Here is a 19,208-nt window from a genome sequence, read left to right on the forward strand (position 1 = left end):
CGATTTCTTATACACTATTCACTATTTAAAAAAAGCATCACTAAGCTTTAAAGCTGCTGGCCATTTCTTATTTCTACTTATTAAAAAATCTTTTTTAGCATTACTATTATCATTTAGCTTTAAGTAAGAAACTCCTCTACTGTATTCTGGTCTCCCATTATTTAAATACTTATCGTTAATCACTTTAGTGAAGTAAGGAATTGCATCTTTATAATTTTTTATTAGGTTCTCTAATAAACCTAATTTAAAGTGCGTAGGCAAGTTATTTGGTTCTAGTTCTAAAACTTTAAGAAATTGAATTCTTGCTTTAGCATAATCTTTTTGATTAAAATAATTATTAGCTGCTTTAAAGTATTCTGTCATTTCATCAACAACACTCTTATCTAGCTTACTTCCTATAGCATCATACTTAGGTTTTGTAGACATTATTTTAACAAGTTCACTTTTAAAACTTATAAGCTCTTTGTCGTATGGATAACTTTCTAAGGCATAATTAACTTTACTTAAAGCTAAAGAATCGTCTCTATAATAGTTTCTTATATCATTACACATATGTAGCCATGCTGTAATATTTTGAGGTCTAACTTTAAAATGCCTATCATATAAATTGAACAATGCTACGGTATCTTTACGTTTTTTATATATGCCCTTTAGAATAAAAAAATTAGATTCGACACTTGGTACTGCATCAAAAACTTCTTTAGAATAAACGAATGCACTATCCTCCTTTTTAAGAACATTATACGTCATTGCTTTTAAAGTTCGTGGCCACATATCGTTCTCAACTCTTGAAATAGAAGCGTCCAAATGCTTTAATGCTATATCATACTTTTTATTATTAATAGCAAACATTGCCTTAATGTCATCATTTGTTGTGCCTATTTGATTTACATATGGGTAATCGGGTAGCATAGCAACCACCTGTTTGTATGAATATTTATATTTTTGAGTAAAGGCATCTTTAGTCTTTAATTCTTTCATTAATGTAAACTGAACTTTTGATGCACTATAATCTCTATAAAGATTAACAGCATTCAATAACATTATAAAAGCTATAGAAAACCCAATTACCTTAGTTCTTTTAGTAATTTCAAGGCTCTCTTTAACTTGACTATCTTTACTTGAGAATCCTAAAATAATTGCCAATATAAATGCGAGCACAATTTGAATTGGTGCTCTGTCGTGAGGGAAATTAAAAAAGGCATCAATCATGTAGCCTATTAAAGCTAGAGCTATGGTAATAGTGAAAAACCTGTCTAAATTAGTTTTTAAACTTCTAAAAAAGATAACTAACAACACGAAGCTTATTATGTAGACACTTAAATATAATAGAAATCCTATAATACCTGTTTCAGCTAAAGCTTGTAAATAATCATTATGAACGTGTGTCGAAAAGATAACTTGTTTATTACTCCTATTTATTGCTAAATCTGCTCTCGAGTTATGTCTCCAATTACCTATCCCTACACCAATAATTGGTGATTTTTTAAAATCTTTAATAGCAGAGTTCCAAATATCTTTTCTTCCTGAGCCATTAACTAAATTCGACTTTCCTTTTGGGTTATATAAATCCTTTTCTAGTTTAGTAGAAAACAAGTCTACGTAAGAATTTATTTTATTATTATAAATTTTATTTATAGATATAGAAAAGCCCAAAGCCATTAATGCAACAATAAGTAGCGGCATAATGGTTTTAAAACTTTTCTTAATAGAATATTTTGAAATAATAAAATAGGCGATTGAAAAAACAACCAAAACAATTGCCATAATTAAAGCAGCCGTTCGTGTACCAATTAGAAAAAGACTTGCAATTATAAAGAATATAGCTATTAAAGGAAGGATTCTTTTTAAACCTTTTAATTGTTGAAAAACATATAATAAGAATGGTAATTTTATTACTATTGCTGCAGCAAGAATATTTCGATTACCATATCGATGAGGAATCCCTTGTAATAGTTCTGTTGTTCTTAGTGCACTTGATTTAGTAAAAAAATAATATACAACCTCAAAAGATTCTATAAATAAAACTGAACTAATTAATAGACTAAATCCTAAATAACTAAAAGAATTCTTATCCCTAAAAACTATATATAAATTAAAAATACAAAATATAAAAGTGAATATTCTTGATATATAAACTATACTTTCGTCAATAATAATTGACTGAGTCATAGATAAACAAGACACAATAAAAGTCAATATTTGAATTCCAAAAAATAATTTTACATATTTTGGAAAAGCAAAAGACAAATATCCTGGTGTAAGTAAATAATACAAAAAAACTACAACATTTAATGTCCCTATATAAAACCACTGAGTAGCAGCAAAATCAAAAGCACCTAGTGATGGCACAAATAGAGTTATTAAATACAAAAAAATAATTACGTAATTTACATTATTTGTTTTTTTAAAAAGGGTATTCATTATATTTACTTGTTAATTAAAAACAAAGCTTTAAATAAATTACAGCTTTTTTCGTGACTGTGATAGGATTCGAACCTACAACCGTTGGAGCCGAAATCCAATACTCTATCCAATTGAGCTACACAGCCAGTTAATGTGATGTTATGATAATTTACTTTTTACAATTGTAGAAATTATTTTACCATCTGCTCGTCCAGCTACTACTTGGTTAACTATTCCCATTACTTTTCCCATATCTTTCATGCCTTGCGCTCCTGTTTTTGTAATAGCATCTTCTACCAGCTTCCCTACTTCGGCTTCGCTCATAGCTTCTGGTAAAAACTGAGAAATAACTTCTGCTTCTTCTAGTTCTGGTGTTGCCAAATCTTCTCTACCTTGTTCTAGAAAAATAGCTGCACTATCCTTTCGCTGCTTAACTTGTTTTTGTAATATTTTAAGCTCTTGCTCTTCGGTTAATTCTTCTTTAGCTCCACTTTCTGTTTGTGCTAATAGTATTGCAGATTTCACGGCTCTTAAAGCGGTTAATGCAACTGTATTCTTGCTTTTCATAGCCACTTTTAAGGCTGTCATTATATTTACTGATAAACTCATAATATTATTGTTTTTGGATTACGAAGATAGGAAAAAGTAAGAAATTAGATCAGGCCTCTAGGTATTAAAAAAACAAAACCCAAAACGCTGAGGGACGTTTTGGGTTTAAAAGGATTAAATATCTTGTTATGCTATTAATCAATACTATTTAATCTACGTTATCGTGTAAGAATGAATTGTTATTTCTTAATTGAATATCGTCATTATCATCTATGCTTAATGTTGTTTTAGACACATTAGTTTCAGATGATGAATGTCGCGCTTCATCCAAACTTAAACCTTGACGTTTGTAAGCTGGTATTTTTTCGATATCATCAATTTTAGAAGCATTAAATTTATGATTGAAAGACTTCATTTTTAGCCTTCTGTCATCTGCTCTATCTTTTAAAATATCTGAAATAGAACTGTTCATTGGATCTAAATCCTCTTCTGGAGTTTCAACAACTTCTTCTTGAGTAATTACTTTCTTTTCGAAAACAACTTCTGTATCTACTATCTCTTCTACTTTTACTTCTTCTTTTTTAGTATTTATAGCAGGACTATCGTCATAATCATCAAGAACATAACGAACCTCTTCGTTTTCAAGGACTTGGGTAACTGGAACTAGCTCAACATGATCCTTTACTTCTATCTCGTTTAAATCGAAAACGATACTCTCCTCTGCTTCTAATTCTACCTCTACACTTTCTTCATTTATTGGCAAATCGAAACTTAAAGTAATTTGTTTCTTTTCTTCCTCTTCTTCAATTTCGATAGCTACAAAATTATTAGTATTATTTTCGGTTGAAGTAATAATAAACTCTTCTTCAGTATTAAAAGTAGCTAAAACTTCATCGTAAACAACATCAATGTTTTTGATAACTTCAGAAGTTGGAATTAAACCTAACGCTTCTAAAGAAACACTTCTCTGCTTGTTCACCAAATTCATTTCCATTACACTTAATGAATCTTCGGTATCTTCATCTAGATTCAAAGTATGTTTTACAACTTTAGGTGGTTCTGGTTTTTGTAAAATAACTTCTGGCGTAATAATAGCTGGAGGCGTTAAATCTTTTTCAATACTTTGGTCTTCTTCTAAAGCATGAATAACCTTTTTAGTTTCTGTGTTAGAGATCTCGTCTTGCTGTTCTATATTAAAACCAGTAGCAATAATAGTTACTGCAATAGATTCCTCTAAAGACTCGTCTTCACCAACACCCATAATAATGTTAGCTCCATGTCCAGCTTCTACTTGAATGTGATCGTTAATTTCACCAATTTCATCTATAGTAATTTCTTGAGAACCAGAAACGATTAGCAACAATACGTTTTTAGCTCCTGTAATCTTATTATCGTTTAATAGTGGTGAATCTAATGCTTTAGAAATGGCTTCGTGTGCGCGGTTTTGTCCTGAAGATGTAGAAGAACCCATTATTGCTGTTCCACTATTACTTAGTACCGTTTTTGCGTCACGTAAATCAATGTTTTGTGTATAGTGATGTGTAATTACTTCTGCAATACCACGAGATGCTGTAGCCAAGACTTCATCAGCTTTTGAGAATCCGGCTTTAAATCCAAGATTACCGTAAACTTCTCTTAATTTATTATTATTAATTACGATTAACGAATCTACTTCTGCACGTAATTTTTCGATACCTATTTGCGCTTGTTCGTTACGCATTTTTCCTTCAAACTGAAAAGGCATGGTTACAATACCTACTGTTAAAATGTCCATTTCTTTGGCCATCTTGGCAATAATAGGTGCTGCTCCAGTTCCAGTTCCTCCACCCATTCCTGCAGTAATGAATACCATTTTAGTATTCGTTCCAAGCATTTGCTGAATTTCCGAAAAACTTTCTACTGCAGATTGCATACCAACTTCTGGGTTTGCTCCTGCTCCTAATCCTTCGGTAAGGTTAAGGCCTAATTGGATTTTATTTGGTACACCACTGTTTTGAAGAGCTTGCGCATCTGTATTACAGATTACAAAATCTACTCCCTTAATACCTTGTTGGAACATGTGGTTAATAGCGTTGCTACCACCTCCTCCAACACCAATAACCTTGATGACGTTAGATTGATTTTTAGGTAAATCAAAGGCGATACTTTCGAATTCTTTGTTGCTCATAAAATTCTGTTTTGTCGAGACGCAGTAATACTACGGCTCTGGTTTTCTTTATTTTTATTATTGTTTAGATGCTGCTTTGCATCTTCTTTGTCTGTTTCTTCAGAGGTAGCATTGCTACATCTCTACTCTGCGTTGTCTAAAAAATCTTTTACACGCTCTGTTAACGCATCTAAAAAAGAACGTTTTGGTTTTATTACAGGTTCTTGCATTTCTTCTTCTTCAACAATTTCGTCTACTTCATTTTCTATTACGTCTTCTACTATTGTCTCTGCTTTAACACGTTCTTGGCGTTTTAAACCATCCATTACTAAACCAACAGCTGTAGCAAACAATGGACTTGTAATAGCATCGTCACTATCTCCAGCTAAATGCTCGTTTGGATAACCAACCCTAGTATCCATTCCTGTAATATATTCTACTAGTTGTTTTAGATGTTTTAATTGTGCTCCTCCACCAGTTAAAACAATACCTGCAATTAGTTTTTTCTTTTGTTCTTCGTGACCGTAGTTTTTAATCTCTACATACACTTGTTCCACTATTTCAACGACTCTTGCATGAATAATTTTGGACAGATTTTTAAGTGTAATTTCTTTTGGCTCCCTTCCTCGTAAACCTGGAATAGACACAATTTCATTATCCTTATTTTCTCCTGGCCATGCAGAACCGAACTTTATTTTCAATAATTCGGCTTGCTTTTCTATAATAGAACAGCCTTCTTTTATATCTTCTGTTATTACATTTCCTCCAAAAGGAATTACTGCAGTATGACGAATAATTCCATCTCTAAAAATGGCTAAATCCGTTGTCCCTCCTCCTATATCAATTAATGCAACACCAGCTTCTTTTTCTTCTTGACTTAATACTGCATTTGCAGATGCTAAAGGCTCAAGTGTTATCCCTTCTAATTCTAAACCTGCACTCTTAACGCAGCGTCCAATATTTCTAATAGAAGACACTTGACCAACAACTACATGAAAATTGGCCTCTAATCTTCCACCATACATTCCTATAGGTTCTTTTATTTCTGCCTGTCCATCAACTTTATATTCTTGCGGTAAAACATGAATAATTTCTTCGCCAGGCAACATAACAAGTTTATGTACTTGGTTAATTAAGCGCTCAATATCATCTTCATCAATTACAGTTTCCGCATCTGCTCTGGTAATATAATCACTATGCTGCAAACTACGAATATGCTGTCCTGCAATACCAACGGTTACGCCATCAATTTTTGTAGCTGCTGCAGCTTCTGCTTCCTGAACAGCCAATTGAATCGATTGAATTGTTTGTGTAATATTATTTACAACACCACGATGTATGCCCAAACTTTTAGACTTACCAATGCCTAAAATTTCTACCTTACCATATTCGTTTTTACGCCCAATCATCGCCACAATTTTTGTGGTTCCAAGGTCTAATCCAACTGCTAAATTCTGTTCCATAATTTATACTTTAGTGCAAACAACTTGATTTTCAAATTGCAAATTCACTTTACTATACTTATCTAAACTTTTATCTTTAATTGCTTTTTTAAAAAAAGCTTTAAGATTGTTTACTTTTTTATCTAAATGTTCAAGTTTTCCAATTTTAACTATAAAGTTGCATTGCCTTAACTTTAAATCAATAGACATATTTTTATTCTGAATAATTTCGACAACGTTCTTTTTCAAGAATTCATCACTAACAATCCTGCTAGCTATAGCAAAAACGTTATTTAAATTTTTCTTTGACACTTCGCCAGTTACCATAGGTACTCGCGCAGTAAAATTAGACGACAACGGCATATAACCACCTTTATTATCTATGTAATAAGAGTCTGAACTCAAGACTCTTGCTATAGGTTCTTTCTGTTTAATTTTAGCTAAAAAATCACCATTTACATCTAAGAAAACCTCAGCTTTCTCAATCATTGCATTAGCATTCAGGGCAGATTCTAATACATTCAAATCTAAAGTTTCTTTAGGCACACTCGTAAGCGGCTCATGATTTTGTATTAACAATTTACTAACAGTCTCATGCGTGATAAATGGCTTCTTTTCTTCTACAAATTCAATCGTTGTTTTCAACACCTTTCTACTACCATTTCTTGCAGATGAAAAAGCAAACAAAAACATTACCAAACTAAGCAGCACAGCACCTTTTATGTAGTTCCAATTAATTTTCATAACTCAAAGCTTCTTTAATCTTAATCACCTCTGTACCAATATCTCCTGCACCAATAGTGAGAATAATCTTAGCTTTACTTTCTTTTATTTTCTGAATAATTTCAGATTTATTAATTAATTCCTTTTTAGGATTATCTATTTGACTTAATAACCATTGAGATGTTACACCTTCTATTGGCAATTCTCTTGCTGGATAAATATCCAACAAAAGTACTTCGTCGAATTGCGAAAGACTCTGTGCAAACTCTGCTCCAAAATCTTTAGTTCTAGAAAATAAATGTGGCTGAAAAATCGCCAATACTTTATCTTTTGGATACATTTCTCTAACCGCCTGATGCACAGCATTAATTTCTTCTGGGTGATGCGCATAATCATCTATAAAAACAAGCTCATCAGTTTTTATTTGATACGTAAAACGACGTTTCACACCTTTGTAAGATGCCAATGCTTTAACGAGCTGCGGTGTAGGGACACCATATTCTACAGCCATCGCTAAAGCTATTAATGCATTCGACAAATTATGTCTACCAGGTAGGTTAAATTGAACTTGTTTTAGCACTGTATTTGGTGTTTTAACATCAAACACATAAGCGCCATTTTCTATTTTTATATTTTGAGCGGAATAATCTGAATCATCTTCAATCCCGTAAGTAATTCCTTTTAAAGGCAAACCATTTTTAATAAACAGTTTTCCGTTTGGTTTTAATTTTTTCGAAAAATCTTCAAACGTTTTTATTAACTCTGAAGCATCTCCATAAATATCTAAATGATCTGCATCCATTGAAGTAATACATGCTAAATCTGGAGATAAGGTTAAAAAAGAGCGATCAAACTCATCCGCCTCCACAACACTTACTTCATCTCCATTTAATATTAAGTTAGAATTATAATTCTCGCTAATACCGCCTAAAAAAGCAGTTAACGGAACATTACATTCCATCATAATATGACCCAAAATACTCGTTGTTGTCGTTTTTCCATGCGTTCCTGCAACAGCTAAACAAAATGTGTTTTCTGTAATTAAGCCTAATATCTCTGAACGTTTTAAAACCTCGAATCCATTATTTCTAAAATAATTAAGCTGTTTATTATCTTTAGGGATTGCTGGTGTATAAACAACAAGTGTTTCTTTAGAATCTAAAAACGAACTACCTATTGCCTCAATACTATCTTCAAAATTCACTTCAACACCTAGCTCATCAAGACTATCAGTTATTACTGTCTTCGTTTTATCGTAGCCAGCAACATGCTTATTGGTAGCATTGAAATAGCGTGCAATAGCACTCATTCCAATTCCTCCAATACCCACAAAGTAGATGTTATGTATGTTGTTTAAATTCATTTGTCATTCCTGCGAAGGCAGAAATCTATTTTATAATTATTATTCCTCCAAGGTCTCGACTGCGCTCGACCATATACTATTTTATATTTACTACTTATTGCTTCAAAAGTTTTTCAACTTCATCTACTATTTCTTTTGTCGCATTTACTAATGCTAATTTTTTAATATTATCACTTAGTTGTTTTTGCTTTTCAGCTGAAGCCACCAATTGAGAAAACTTATTTTTAAAATCAACTTTCAAATCTTCTTGAGCAATCATTAAAGCAGCATTTTCATCTACAATTGCTTTTGCGTTTTTAGTTTGATGATCTTCTGCCACATAAGGTGAAGGCACAAAAACCACAGGCTTTCCAACAATACACAACTCTGACACAGATCCTGCTCCTGCTCTTGAGATAATAATATCTGCAGCTGCGTAAGCTAAATCCATATTATTTATATATTCATGTACTTGTACATGTTTTATATCTCCATTAATTCTATAATCTTTATAATACAATTTTCCTGTTTGCCAGATAATTTGTACCTGTTGTGTTTGTAAAAAATCCAACTCTCTTTTCAGTAATTCGTTTATTGCTTTTGCACCCAAACTTCCGCCTAAAACTAAAAGTGTTTTCTTACCCTCAACTAAACCAAAATATTTTATGGCTTCATCTCTTTTAGATGCAATATCTAACAAATCTTGACGTACAGGGTTTCCTGTTTTTAACATTTTATTCTTCGGAAAAAACCGCTCTAAACCATCATAAGCAACACATATTTTTTGCGCTTTTTTAGACAGTAGTTTATTTGTAATTCCTGGATACGAATTCTGTTCTTGTATTAAACTAGGTATTCCTTTAAAAACGGCCATTTGCAATAATGGTCCACTAGCAAAGCCTCCAGTTCCTATTACAACATCTGGCTTAAACTGATTAACAATTTTTCTTGCATTCCACAAACTATTTACAAGCTTAAATGGAAACATTAAATTTTTAAGTGATAGTTTTCTTTCTATTCCAGTTATCCACAAACCTTTAATTTTATAACCAGCTTGAGGAACTTTCTCCATTTCCATACGATCATTTGCTCCTACAAAAAGGAACTCTGCATCTGGGTAACGTGTTTTTAACTCGTTCGCAATAGCAATTGCAGGATAGATATGTCCACCTGTACCACCACCTGATAATATAATTTTATAATGACTCATTTATATAGCTTCCGAAAGAATTTCTAATGGATTTTGCTCCACGCCTTCTTCGTTTTCTTTACCTTTTATTTCTTCTCTTTTTGCGCTTACGCTTAATATAATTCCTATTGCTAAACAAGTCATCCAAATAGATGTTCCACCACTACTAATTAACGGTAAAGTTTGACCTGTAACAGGAAACAACTCTACTGCAACTGCCATATTTATCATGGCCTGAAATACAATTGGAATCCCAACACCAAGCACTAACAGTTTCCCAAAAATGGTATCCGATTTCTGCGCCACTATTACAATTCTAAACAACAACCACATATATAATACTAATAAAAGCAGACCTCCAACAAGTCCATATTCCTCAATAATAATTGCGAAAATAAAATCGGAGGACGATTGAGGTAAAAAGTTTTTTTGTGTACTTTTCCCTGGTCCAACTCCCCAAAATTCTCCCGAGGCTATTGCGATTTTTGCTTTTTCTATTTGATAATCTCCATCGGAATCTCCTTCACCAGAAAAATTCTCGATTCTATTCATCCAAGTATCTACACGATTTGGCATAGCATCTGGAAATGCTTTGGCAACCAAAATAAACATGACTAATGCTAAAATCCCTGAACCTATTATAACCGCCAAATACCTAATGGGATAACCACCTAAAAACACTAAAATTACAACCATTAAAAAAATCAATGCTGTAGTTGAAAAATTAGAAGGCAAAATTAAGGCTAAAACTAGAAATACAGGAATCCAAAGCGGTAAAACTGACTCTTTAAAAGAAACTTCTTCATCTTTTGTTTTCGACATATACCTTGCCACATAAACCATTAATACTACTGATGCCAACGTTGATGTTTGAAAAGACATATTTACAAACGGAATACGAATCCATCGACTAGCATTTGCACCTTCAATTGTTGTGCCCTGAAGTATTGTAACCACTAATAGCACCAATACAATTGGTATCATGACCATAGACAAACCACGGAAATAACGATATGGAACTTTATGCACACCATACATAATCGAAAATCCTAAAAACAAATGCATAAAGTGTTTTATAAAGTATGAAAACGTATTAGAGTTTCCACCAATATTTACCAAATTACTAGCAGCACTATACACAGGAAGGAATGAGAAAATAGCCAGTAAAGCAGCTATTGCCCAGATTAATCGATCTCCTTTTATGTTTTTAAATACTTGTTGCACTTTTTGGTTTTAAATATTTCGTTATTGCGAGCCTATTTTTGGCGTGACAATATGCTTCTTTATTTTTTTATTTAGCTATTCCTTCAAATCAAGAGATTCCCACGTCGCGAAAAGCTCCTCGGAATGACATAATTTATTACAAATTTCTTACTGCTTCTTTAAATTGCCTTCCTCTATCTTCATAGTTTTCGAACAAATCGAAACTTGCACAAGCTGGAGACAGCAACACATTATCACCTGCTTCAGCAACTTTATAAGCAATCTTTACAGCTTCACTCATAAATTGAGTTTCAACAATAATATCAACCATATTCCCAAAGCTCTCTATTAGCTTTTCATTGTCTATGCCTAAACAAATAATAGCCTTCACTTTTTCGTTTATAAATGGAAACAATCCTGTATAATCATTTCCTTTATCTACTCCACCAACAATCCAAACTGTTGGCGAATCCATGCTTTCTAATGCGTAATAAGTCGCATTTACATTCGTAGCCTTAGAATCGTTTATATATTGCACTTTGTTAATTTTAAGCACTTGCTCTAAACGATGCTCTACACCATGAAAATTCTCTAAACTTTCACGAATGGTTTGCTTTCTAATTTTTAGCAAATGCGCTACAGTTGATGCAGCCATTGCATTTTTAACATTGTGTTTCCCCTCTAAAGCTAGATTTTTTGTTGGCATAATTATTTGATTATTATCTATTGTTATTTTTATATTTTCCTTGTCTAAATACGCACCATTTTCGATTTTTTTCACTAATGAAAATGGCAATAATGTTGATTGAATAGTATTCTCACTTAACCAGTTATTTATCACCTCGTCGTCTGCATCATAAATCAAATAATCATCCTTTGTTTGATTTAAAGCAATTCTGAATTTTGAATCGATATAGTTTTCAAATTTATAATCATATCGATCTAAATGATCTGGTGTAATATTGGTAAGCACAGCAATGTTTGGCTTAAACTCGACAATACCATCTAATTGAAAACTGCTAATTTCTAGCACATAATTTTCAAAATCATCTTCTAAAACCTGCTTCGCAAAACTATCTCCAATATTCCCTGCTAATCCAACATTTAATTCTTGTTTTAGAATATGATATGCTAGCGACGCTGTTGTTGTTTTTCCATTACTTCCAGTAATACCAACTAGTGTTGCATTGGTATATTTGGCAGCAAATTCAATTTCAGAAATGACTGGAATATTATTACTGATAAGCTTTTGAATTAACGCCACCTTATCAGGAATCCCAGGGCTTTTCATTACAACATTTGCATTTAGAATTTTAGATTCTGTGTGCTGTTGCTCTTCCCATTCAATCTCATTATGTATAAGAACTTCTTTGTACTTTTCTTTTATTATTCCTTTATCTGAAACAAATACTGCATAACCTTTTGCTTTCGCCAAAAGCGCAGTTCCCACTCCACTTTCTCCTGCTCCTAATATGACTAGTCTTTGTTTTTTCAATTTCCTTTTTTGTCATTCCTGCGAAGGCAGGAATCTATTTACTTTATTCATTTATTTGTGGATTCCTGGCTTCGCAGGAATAACAACCTTTTACCTCAACTTAAGTGTAACTATTGTTAGAATTGCCAGAAAAATACCGACAATCCAAAATCGTGTTACTATTTTACTTTCGTGATAGCCTCCTTTTTGATAATGATGATGCAAAGGCGACATTTTAAAAATGCGTCGTCCTTTACCATATTTTTTCTTTGTGTATTTAAACCAACTCACTTGCAGAATTACCGAAAGTGATTCAGCAAAAAAGATTCCACATAATAACGGAATTAACAACTCTTTTCTAACAGCTATTGCAATTACCGCAATAATTCCTCCAATAGTTAAACTTCCTGTATCACCCATAAATACCTGAGCTGGATACGTATTATACCATAGAAAACCTATTAACGCTCCAGCAAAAGCTGCAATAAACACCACAAGCTCTCCTAATCGCGGAATAAACATGACGTTTAAATAATCGGAAAAAATAATATTCCCAGAAACAAAAGCAAAAATAGCTAGCGCAAAAACAATTATAACAGAAGTTCCTGCAGCCAAACCATCGATACCATCTGTTAAATTAGCTCCATTTGATACTGCTGCTACAATAAAAATTACAATTGGAATAAATACTAACCATGCATATTTCTTATAATCATCACCCAACCAACTTATTAATTTTGAGTACTCGAACTCATTATCTTTTACAAAAGGAACTGTTGTTTTTGTCGATTTTACTTCTGGTCTAATTTGTTGTGTTTCACCATCTACAACCTGTACTACTTCTATATTATCTACCAAACCAACATCCTCCTTAATAGTAACTCCTGGATGAAAATACATAATAGCACCTACAAAAATCCCTAAACCAACTTGACCTAAAATTTTAAATTTTCCGCTTAAACCTGCTTTATCTTTTTTAAATACTTTTATATAATCGTCTGTAAAACCAACTAATCCCATCCAAAGCGTAGTTACTATTAGCATGATTACATAAATATTATCCAATTTTGCTAACAACAAAACAGGAATTAATGTTGCTAGAATAATAATAATTCCACCCATTGTAGGTGTTCCAGCTTTTTCCATTTGTCCATCTAAACCTAAATCTCTAACAGATTCTCCAACTTGCATTTTTTGCAGTATTCGAATAATTTTCTTTCCGAAAATTGTAGAAAACAACAAAGACAAAATGATTGCCAATGCAGCACGAAACGTGATGAATTGAAACACACTCGCTCCTGTTAATTGGAATTGTTTTTCTAAATATTCGAATAGGTAATACAGCATATTCTATTTTTTATTATTTGTTCTTATTGTAGATTTCTGCATGCGCAGGAATGACAAAAAAATTTATTTTTGTAATTGTTTTAATAATTCTTTTACAATTTTGAAATCATCAAAATCACTACGTTCTCCATTTACTTCTTGATAGGTTTCATGACCTTTTCCTGCTATTAATATAATATCTCCTTCGTTCGCCAATTGACAAGCAGTTTTAATAGCCTGTTTTCTATCTACAATAGACAACGTCTTCTTGAAATTTTGAGGTTCGACACCTTTTTCTACATCCTCTATAATAGTTCCAGGAACTTCAGTTCTTGGGTTATCGCTTGTAAAAATGGCTTTAGTACTTAAAGCTGAAGCAATATGCCCCATTTTTGGACGCTTTGTTTTATCTCTATCTCCACCACAACCAACAACAGTTATTAATTCTTCATTTTTAGTACGAATACTGTTTATTGTTTCTAATACATTCTTCAATGCATCTGGTGTATGTGCATAATCTACAATCGCTGTTACTTTTCCTTCAGAAATTAAATACTGAAATCTTCCACTTACGCTTTCCAAAAGACTTATTAAGCGAAGAATTTCTGTTTTCTCAAGTCCTAGCAATTCCGCTGTAGCGTAAATAGCCAAAACATTCGAAGCGTTAAATCCGCCAATTAATTTTGTCCAAACCTCACTATCGTTAACCTTTAGCAACATTCCACTAAAAGAGTTTTCAAGAATTTGAGCTTTATAGTCTGCGTAATTTTTTAATCCGTATTTATATTGTTTTGCTTTTGTATTCTGAAGCATTACTGCTCCATTTTTATCATCTGCATTCGTTATTGCAAAAGCATGCTTCCCAAGGTTATCGAAAAACGTTTTTTTAATGTCGCGATATTCAGCAAACGTGTTATGATAATCTAAATGATCGTGAGTAAGATTGGTAAAAACACCTCCTACAAACTCTAAACCTTCAGTTCTTTTTTGGTGAATACCATGAGAACTCACTTCCATGAAACAAAACTCAACTCCTTTGTCATTCATCTCCTTTAAATAACGATTAATCGTTAGAGAATCTGGCGTTGTATGTGTTGCCTTATAATCCTTTTCATCAACTTTAATAACAACAGTAGATAACAAACCTACTTTATAACCAGCCTTTTTAAAGAGCTGAAATAACAAGGTTGCGATGGTTGTTTTTCCGTTAGTTCCAGTAACACCAACTAATTTTAAATTTGATGATGGATTACCATAATAATTGGAAGCCATAACAGCTAATGCTGAACTAGAATCTTCTACTACGATATAACTAACACAATCTTTTAACGCTTCTGGCAACTGCTCACAAACCACAGCAACTGCACCTTGCTGCACTGCCTTTTCTATATAATCATGTCCATCTACAACACTTCCTTTTATTGCAACAAACAAATCGTTTACAACAATATTTTTTGAGTTAAAATGGATGCTACCTATAGACACACCTGTTGACCCAACAACGGCATTGATAGTAACCTTATATAATATATCTATTAATAAATTCACGATAATTCTAAAACTATAGTTTGATTTTTCTTTACTTTTTGTCCTTTTGGTATGGATTGCGATTTCACAACGCCATCACCATTCATTTTTACTTTTAACCCTAAATTTTCACACAAAGCCAAAGCATCCATTATCGGCAAACCAATTACACTTGGCATGATTGTTAAATAGGTATTTGCTATATCATAAAAATTTTGAAACTCTTTATCTATTGAAGCGTTTTCAACTTCCAAAGATTCTATCTCATCAATAATTGGTGTATCAGTAAAAATCTTTTGCGCAATACGCTTGAACACTGGACCTGTAACATCTGCTCCATAAAATCCAACTTTTATACTTGGTTTATGTATTACCACAATACAAGAGTACCTAGGATTCTCGACAGGAAAATAACCCGCAAAAGAAGACACATACTTTTTATCTTTTTTCCACTTTTCAAAATTGCTATAATCTGTTCTTGCAGTTCCTGTTTTTCCTGCCATAGAAAAGTATTTTGAATACATTCCTTTTCCGGTACCATACTCCACCACATTCTCTAAAAGCTTTTGTGCTTTTTTAATAGTTTCATCTGAAGCAATTTTCTTTACGCGCACTACTTTTTCAAAACTCTCAATCTCCCTATCTAACTCTTTTACCTGACGCAAAAAACGAGGCTTTAACATCTCACCATCATTAGCAATAGCATTATAAAATGTTAAGGTTTGCAATGGTGTTAATTGCATATTATAACCATAAGCCATTGAAGGCAATGCATTTCTACTCCAAATCTTATCACCTGGCTCTGGTATCACAGGATCTCCCTCACCTACAATTGGCAAGTCTAAATTTTCATGAAGCTTCCATTGTTTTAACCTATCTATAAACTTCTTTGGGTTTTTAGAATAGTTATCATCTATAATAGATGCTAAACCAATATTAGAAGATTTCTCGAATGCGATTCCGGCAGAAATTTTACCATAACCACGCGTATCTGTAATTCCTCTTCCATAAAATGTTTTGTACCCACTTTTAGTATCAATAATGGTAGAAGTATCTATAACTTTATCTTCTAAAGCAGCCATTATTGCCATTAATTTAAAAGTTGAACCAGGTTCGTGAGACTCCCAAACAGCATAATTTCTTTTCTCGTAATACTTACCAGATTTAGATTTCCCTAAGTTTGAAATAGCTCTAATCTCTCCAGTTTTAACTTCCATGACAACAACACAACCATGCTCTGCATCGTATTTTTCTAGTTGCTCTAATAAAGAGTGATGTGCAATATCCTGAATATTTACATTTATAGTTGTGTAAATATCATAACCATCTTGTGGTTCAATTTCATTAGAATCCTTAATAGGTTTCCACTGGCCTTTACCTATTTTCTGCTTCATTCGATGCCCATCGACACCTTTTAAATACTTCTCTCCAAATGCACCATCTAATCCTGCACGTGTTATATTACCATCTTCATCTGTTCGCTCATAACCTATAGTTCTCATAGAAATCCCTCCCATTGGATGTTCGCGCTTTGTTGTTTGCTCCACAATTAGACCACCTTTAAAAGCACCTAATTTTAATAATGGAAAATCGCGCAACCTTATATAATCTGAATACCCAATATCACGAGCCAACAAATAGTATCGGTTCTTTTTCGCGCGTGCTTTTCTTAAATTTTCTCTGTAATAACCAGAAGATCTTCCCGAGTATTTAGATAACGAATCGCACAATGGTCCAATTTGCTCCTGCCACACCTTTTTCTTTGGTGTTTTTGTATCTATTCTAATATCGTATTTAGGAATTGATGTTGCCAACAAGTTTCCGTTTACAGAATACACATTACCTCTGTTTGCAGGAATTGGCTTGTTTTCAATAGTTCCCTTATCTGCTAATTCGCGGTATTTATCACCATCCACATACTGGATTAGTAATAATTTTACAACCACAGCAAGGCCGAAGATGAACATACATCCAGCTACAAAATACAATCGGTTTAATATGTTCGTTTCGTTTACTGCCAAGACTGAACTACTCTTTATTTTGTGGTTTAACTTTTATTTTTTGAGGCGGAACTTCTGAAGTTTTCAAGCCTTTTTCTTTCATTTTTGCGGAGACGACAGATTCTTTTTTCAATTCCATCAATCGACCTCTACCTTCTATAAATGCCGAACGCAACTCTTTTGCCTCATTACCCAACCTTGCAATTTCGTATACTTTTTTATCTGCACTATGCGAACTTGCAATCATCACTATAGCCAAGCCAGAAACAAAGAAAATCATTCTCCAATTCTTGAAAGAATCGTCGCTAACTAGAAACGTTCCTCTTAATACGCTATAGATGTTTTTTTTCATCTTCAGTTTCCGCGAAAGCGGTATTTTTTTTAAAATACTTCTCGATACAATTTGTTCATACTTCACAAATCACTCGAAGTGACAATTTATTTAAATTTTTTCAGCAATACGAAGTTTAGCACTTCTAGATCTATTGTTTATTTTTATTTCTTCTGCTGAAGGAATAATTAACTTTCCAACCTTTTTAAGTGGTACTTCAAAATTCCCAAAAACATCTCTTTCTGGTTCACCTTCAAACAATCCGTTTCTTATAAAACGCTTCACCAATCTATCTTCTAAAGAATGATAACTTATTAAGCTTAACCTTCCATTAGGTTTTAAAACCTCTGGTGTTTGCGCTAGAAACTCTTTTAAAGCTTCAATTTCTTGATTCACCTCAATTCTAATGGCTTGATATATTTGAGCTAAAATTTTATTTTCATGCTTAGGAGACAAAAACTGCTTCATTACCTTTTTAAGCTGATCGCTAGTTTTTATCACTTCATCTTTACGAAATTCAACAATTAACTTTGCCATTGCTGGAGCTGCTCGCAACTCACCATATTGCAACAACACTTGCTTAATTTGCGCTTCGTCATACTCATTAATAACATGATATGCAGATAGCTGATTTTTTTGATTCATTCGCATATCCAACTCAGCTTCAAATCGTGTTGAAAAGCCACGCTCAGCAACATCGAATTGATGAGACGACACACCAAAATCTGCCAAAATCCCATCTACTTCTTTAACACCATAAAATCTTAAAAAACGTTTTATAAATCTAAAATTCTCATGAATAAGTGTAAATCTTGGATCATCAATTTTGTTTTCAAGCGCATCTGCATCTTGATCGAAAGCAAATAACTTTCCTTTTTCTCCAAGACGACTTAATATTTCTCTACTATGTCCACCACCACCAAAAGTGACATCCACATAGATTCCGTCTGGTTTAATATTTAAACCATCGACTGTTTCTTTTAATAATACTGGATTATGATATTCCATTTTCATCTTCATCTTGACCCATAACTTCTTCAGCTAAATCTGCAAAATCTACAGCTGCATCGTCAATGGCTTGTTCGTATTTATCCTTATCCCAAATCTCAACAATATTAATTGCCGAAGACACAACCACGTTTTTAGAAATACTAGCAAAAACCGTTAAATCCTTAGGAATCAACAATCTTCCACTCGCATCCACCTCAACCATTTTAACACCTGCAGTAAACCTACGGATGAAATCGTTGTTCTTTTTCTTAAAGCGATTAAGCTTGTTTACCTTTTGCATTAACACCTCCCATTCCGCCATTGGATACAATTCCAAACACGACTGAAAAACTGCTCGTTTCAACACAAAACCATTTTGCAACACAGGAGACAACTGCTTTTTAAGCGCAGCCGGAAGCATTAGCCTTCCTTTAGCGTCTGCTTTACATTCGTATGTTCCTATTAATGAGTTCAATGTGGGTTTTTTATATATAAACGTATAAGAGTCAAATATATTGAAAATTTTACCACATTTTACCACATTTTACCACTTTGTTAAT

15 protein-coding genes and 1 tRNA gene are annotated in these 19,208 nt (G+C 32.9%); all 16 read right to left on the reverse strand.

Annotated elements, in window-relative coordinates:
- Nucleotides 1–21 precede the first annotated feature (21 nt).
- Nucleotides 22–2,424, reverse strand: a complete 2,403-nt coding sequence (locus tag CW733_RS09840) for an O-antigen ligase (protein ID WP_100997020.1) — start codon at nt 2,422–2,424, stop codon at nt 22–24.
- Nucleotides 2,425–2,478: 54 nt separating this feature from the next.
- Nucleotides 2,479–2,552 (reverse strand) — tRNA-Arg (locus CW733_RS09845).
- Nucleotides 2,553–2,565: 13 nt separating this feature from the next.
- Nucleotides 2,566–3,015, reverse strand: a complete 450-nt coding sequence (locus tag CW733_RS09850) for a GatB/YqeY domain-containing protein (RefSeq protein ID WP_100997021.1) — start codon at nt 3,013–3,015, stop codon at nt 2,566–2,568.
- A 148-nt stretch (nt 3,016–3,163) separates the two neighbouring features.
- Nucleotides 3,164–5,122, reverse strand: coding sequence for a cell division protein FtsZ (gene ftsZ, locus CW733_RS09855; RefSeq protein WP_100997022.1), 1,959 nt, complete (start codon nt 5,120–5,122; stop codon nt 3,164–3,166).
- A gap of 122 nt (nt 5,123–5,244) precedes the next feature.
- Complete coding sequence (gene ftsA / locus CW733_RS09860; protein WP_100997023.1) at nt 5,245–6,564, reverse strand: cell division protein FtsA; 1,320 nt, start codon at nt 6,562–6,564, stop codon at nt 5,245–5,247.
- A 3-nt stretch (nt 6,565–6,567) separates the two neighbouring features.
- Nucleotides 6,568–7,287, reverse strand: a complete 720-nt coding sequence (locus CW733_RS09865; RefSeq protein WP_100997024.1) for a cell division protein FtsQ/DivIB — start codon at nt 7,285–7,287, stop codon at nt 6,568–6,570.
- Entirely contained in the window at nt 7,277–8,629 is a 1,353-nt protein-coding gene (murC, locus tag CW733_RS09870) for a UDP-N-acetylmuramate--L-alanine ligase (RefSeq protein WP_100997025.1), read from the reverse strand. The genes CW733_RS09865 and murC overlap by 11 nt, the downstream gene beginning before the upstream one ends.
- A gap of 94 nt (nt 8,630–8,723) precedes the next feature.
- Entirely contained in the window at nt 8,724–9,818 is a 1,095-nt protein-coding gene (gene murG / locus CW733_RS09875) for an undecaprenyldiphospho-muramoylpentapeptide beta-N-acetylglucosaminyltransferase (protein WP_100997026.1), read from the reverse strand.
- Nucleotides 9,819–11,021 carry an FtsW/RodA/SpoVE family cell cycle protein gene (locus CW733_RS09880; protein ID WP_100997027.1) on the reverse strand — a complete coding sequence of 401 codons (1,203 nt, stop codon included), beginning with the start codon at nt 11,019–11,021 and terminating at the stop codon, nt 9,819–9,821.
- Nucleotides 11,022–11,157: 136 nt separating this feature from the next.
- Nucleotides 11,158–12,495, reverse strand: coding sequence for a UDP-N-acetylmuramoyl-L-alanine--D-glutamate ligase (murD, locus tag CW733_RS09885; RefSeq protein WP_100997028.1), 1,338 nt, complete (start codon nt 12,493–12,495; stop codon nt 11,158–11,160).
- A 90-nt stretch (nt 12,496–12,585) separates the two neighbouring features.
- On the reverse strand, nt 12,586–13,821 hold the full coding sequence (gene mraY, locus CW733_RS09890) for a phospho-N-acetylmuramoyl-pentapeptide-transferase (protein ID WP_100997029.1): 1,236 nt from the start codon (nt 13,819–13,821) through the stop codon (nt 12,586–12,588).
- Nucleotides 13,822–13,884: 63 nt separating this feature from the next.
- Nucleotides 13,885–15,348: a UDP-N-acetylmuramoyl-L-alanyl-D-glutamate--2,6-diaminopimelate ligase gene (locus CW733_RS09895; RefSeq protein ID WP_100997030.1), complete on the reverse strand. Its 1,464-nt coding sequence runs from the start codon at nt 15,346–15,348 to the stop codon at nt 13,885–13,887.
- Nucleotides 15,345–17,294 carry a penicillin-binding protein gene (locus tag CW733_RS09900; RefSeq protein ID WP_198520132.1) on the reverse strand — a complete coding sequence of 650 codons (1,950 nt, stop codon included), beginning with the start codon at nt 17,292–17,294 and terminating at the stop codon, nt 15,345–15,347. Before CW733_RS09900 ends, CW733_RS09895 begins: the two co-directional genes overlap by 4 nt.
- 61 nt (nt 17,295–17,355) lie before the next feature.
- Nucleotides 17,356–17,679, reverse strand: a complete 324-nt coding sequence (locus CW733_RS09905; protein WP_100997032.1) for an FtsL-like putative cell division protein — start codon at nt 17,677–17,679, stop codon at nt 17,356–17,358.
- 90 nt (nt 17,680–17,769) lie between these two features.
- A complete protein-coding gene (rsmH, locus tag CW733_RS09910; protein ID WP_100998766.1) occupies nt 17,770–18,666 on the reverse strand; it encodes a 16S rRNA (cytosine(1402)-N(4))-methyltransferase RsmH in 897 nt (298 codons plus the stop codon).
- Nucleotides 18,653–19,123: a division/cell wall cluster transcriptional repressor MraZ gene (gene mraZ / locus CW733_RS09915; protein ID WP_100997033.1), complete on the reverse strand. Its 471-nt coding sequence runs from the start codon at nt 19,121–19,123 to the stop codon at nt 18,653–18,655. The genes rsmH and mraZ overlap by 14 nt, the downstream gene beginning before the upstream one ends.
- Nucleotides 19,124–19,208 lie beyond the last annotated feature (85 nt).

This window comes from Lacinutrix sp. Bg11-31 (assembly GCF_002831665.1).
Classification (GTDB): Bacteria; Bacteroidota; Bacteroidia; order Flavobacteriales; family Flavobacteriaceae; genus Lacinutrix.

Coding starts and splice junctions, on each gene's coding strand:
- CW733_RS09840 (WP_100997020.1), bottom strand. CDS start 2,424: ATGAATACCCTTTTTAAAAAAACAAATAATGTAAATTACGTAATTATT.
- CW733_RS09850 (WP_100997021.1), bottom strand. CDS start 3,015: ATGAGTTTATCAGTAAATATAATGACAGCCTTAAAAGTGGCTATGAAA.
- ftsZ (WP_100997022.1), bottom strand. CDS start 5,122: ATGAGCAACAAAGAATTCGAAAGTATCGCCTTTGATTTACCTAAAAAT.
- ftsA (WP_100997023.1), bottom strand. CDS start 6,564: ATGGAACAGAATTTAGCAGTTGGATTAGACCTTGGAACCACAAAAATT.
- CW733_RS09865 (WP_100997024.1), bottom strand. CDS start 7,287: ATGAAAATTAATTGGAACTACATAAAAGGTGCTGTGCTGCTTAGTTTG.
- murC (WP_100997025.1), bottom strand. CDS start 8,629: ATGAATTTAAACAACATACATAACATCTACTTTGTGGGTATTGGAGGA.
- murG (WP_100997026.1), bottom strand. CDS start 9,818: ATGAGTCATTATAAAATTATATTATCAGGTGGTGGTACAGGTGGACAT.
- mraY (WP_100997029.1), bottom strand. CDS start 13,821: ATGCTGTATTACCTATTCGAATATTTAGAAAAACAATTCCAATTAACA.
- CW733_RS09900 (WP_198520132.1), bottom strand. CDS start 17,294: ATGTTCATCTTCGGCCTTGCTGTGGTTGTAAAATTATTACTAATCCAG.
- CW733_RS09905 (WP_100997032.1), bottom strand. CDS start 17,679: ATGAAAAAAAACATCTATAGCGTATTAAGAGGAACGTTTCTAGTTAGC.
- rsmH (WP_100998766.1), bottom strand. CDS start 18,666: ATGGAATATCATAATCCAGTATTATTAAAAGAAACAGTCGATGGTTTA.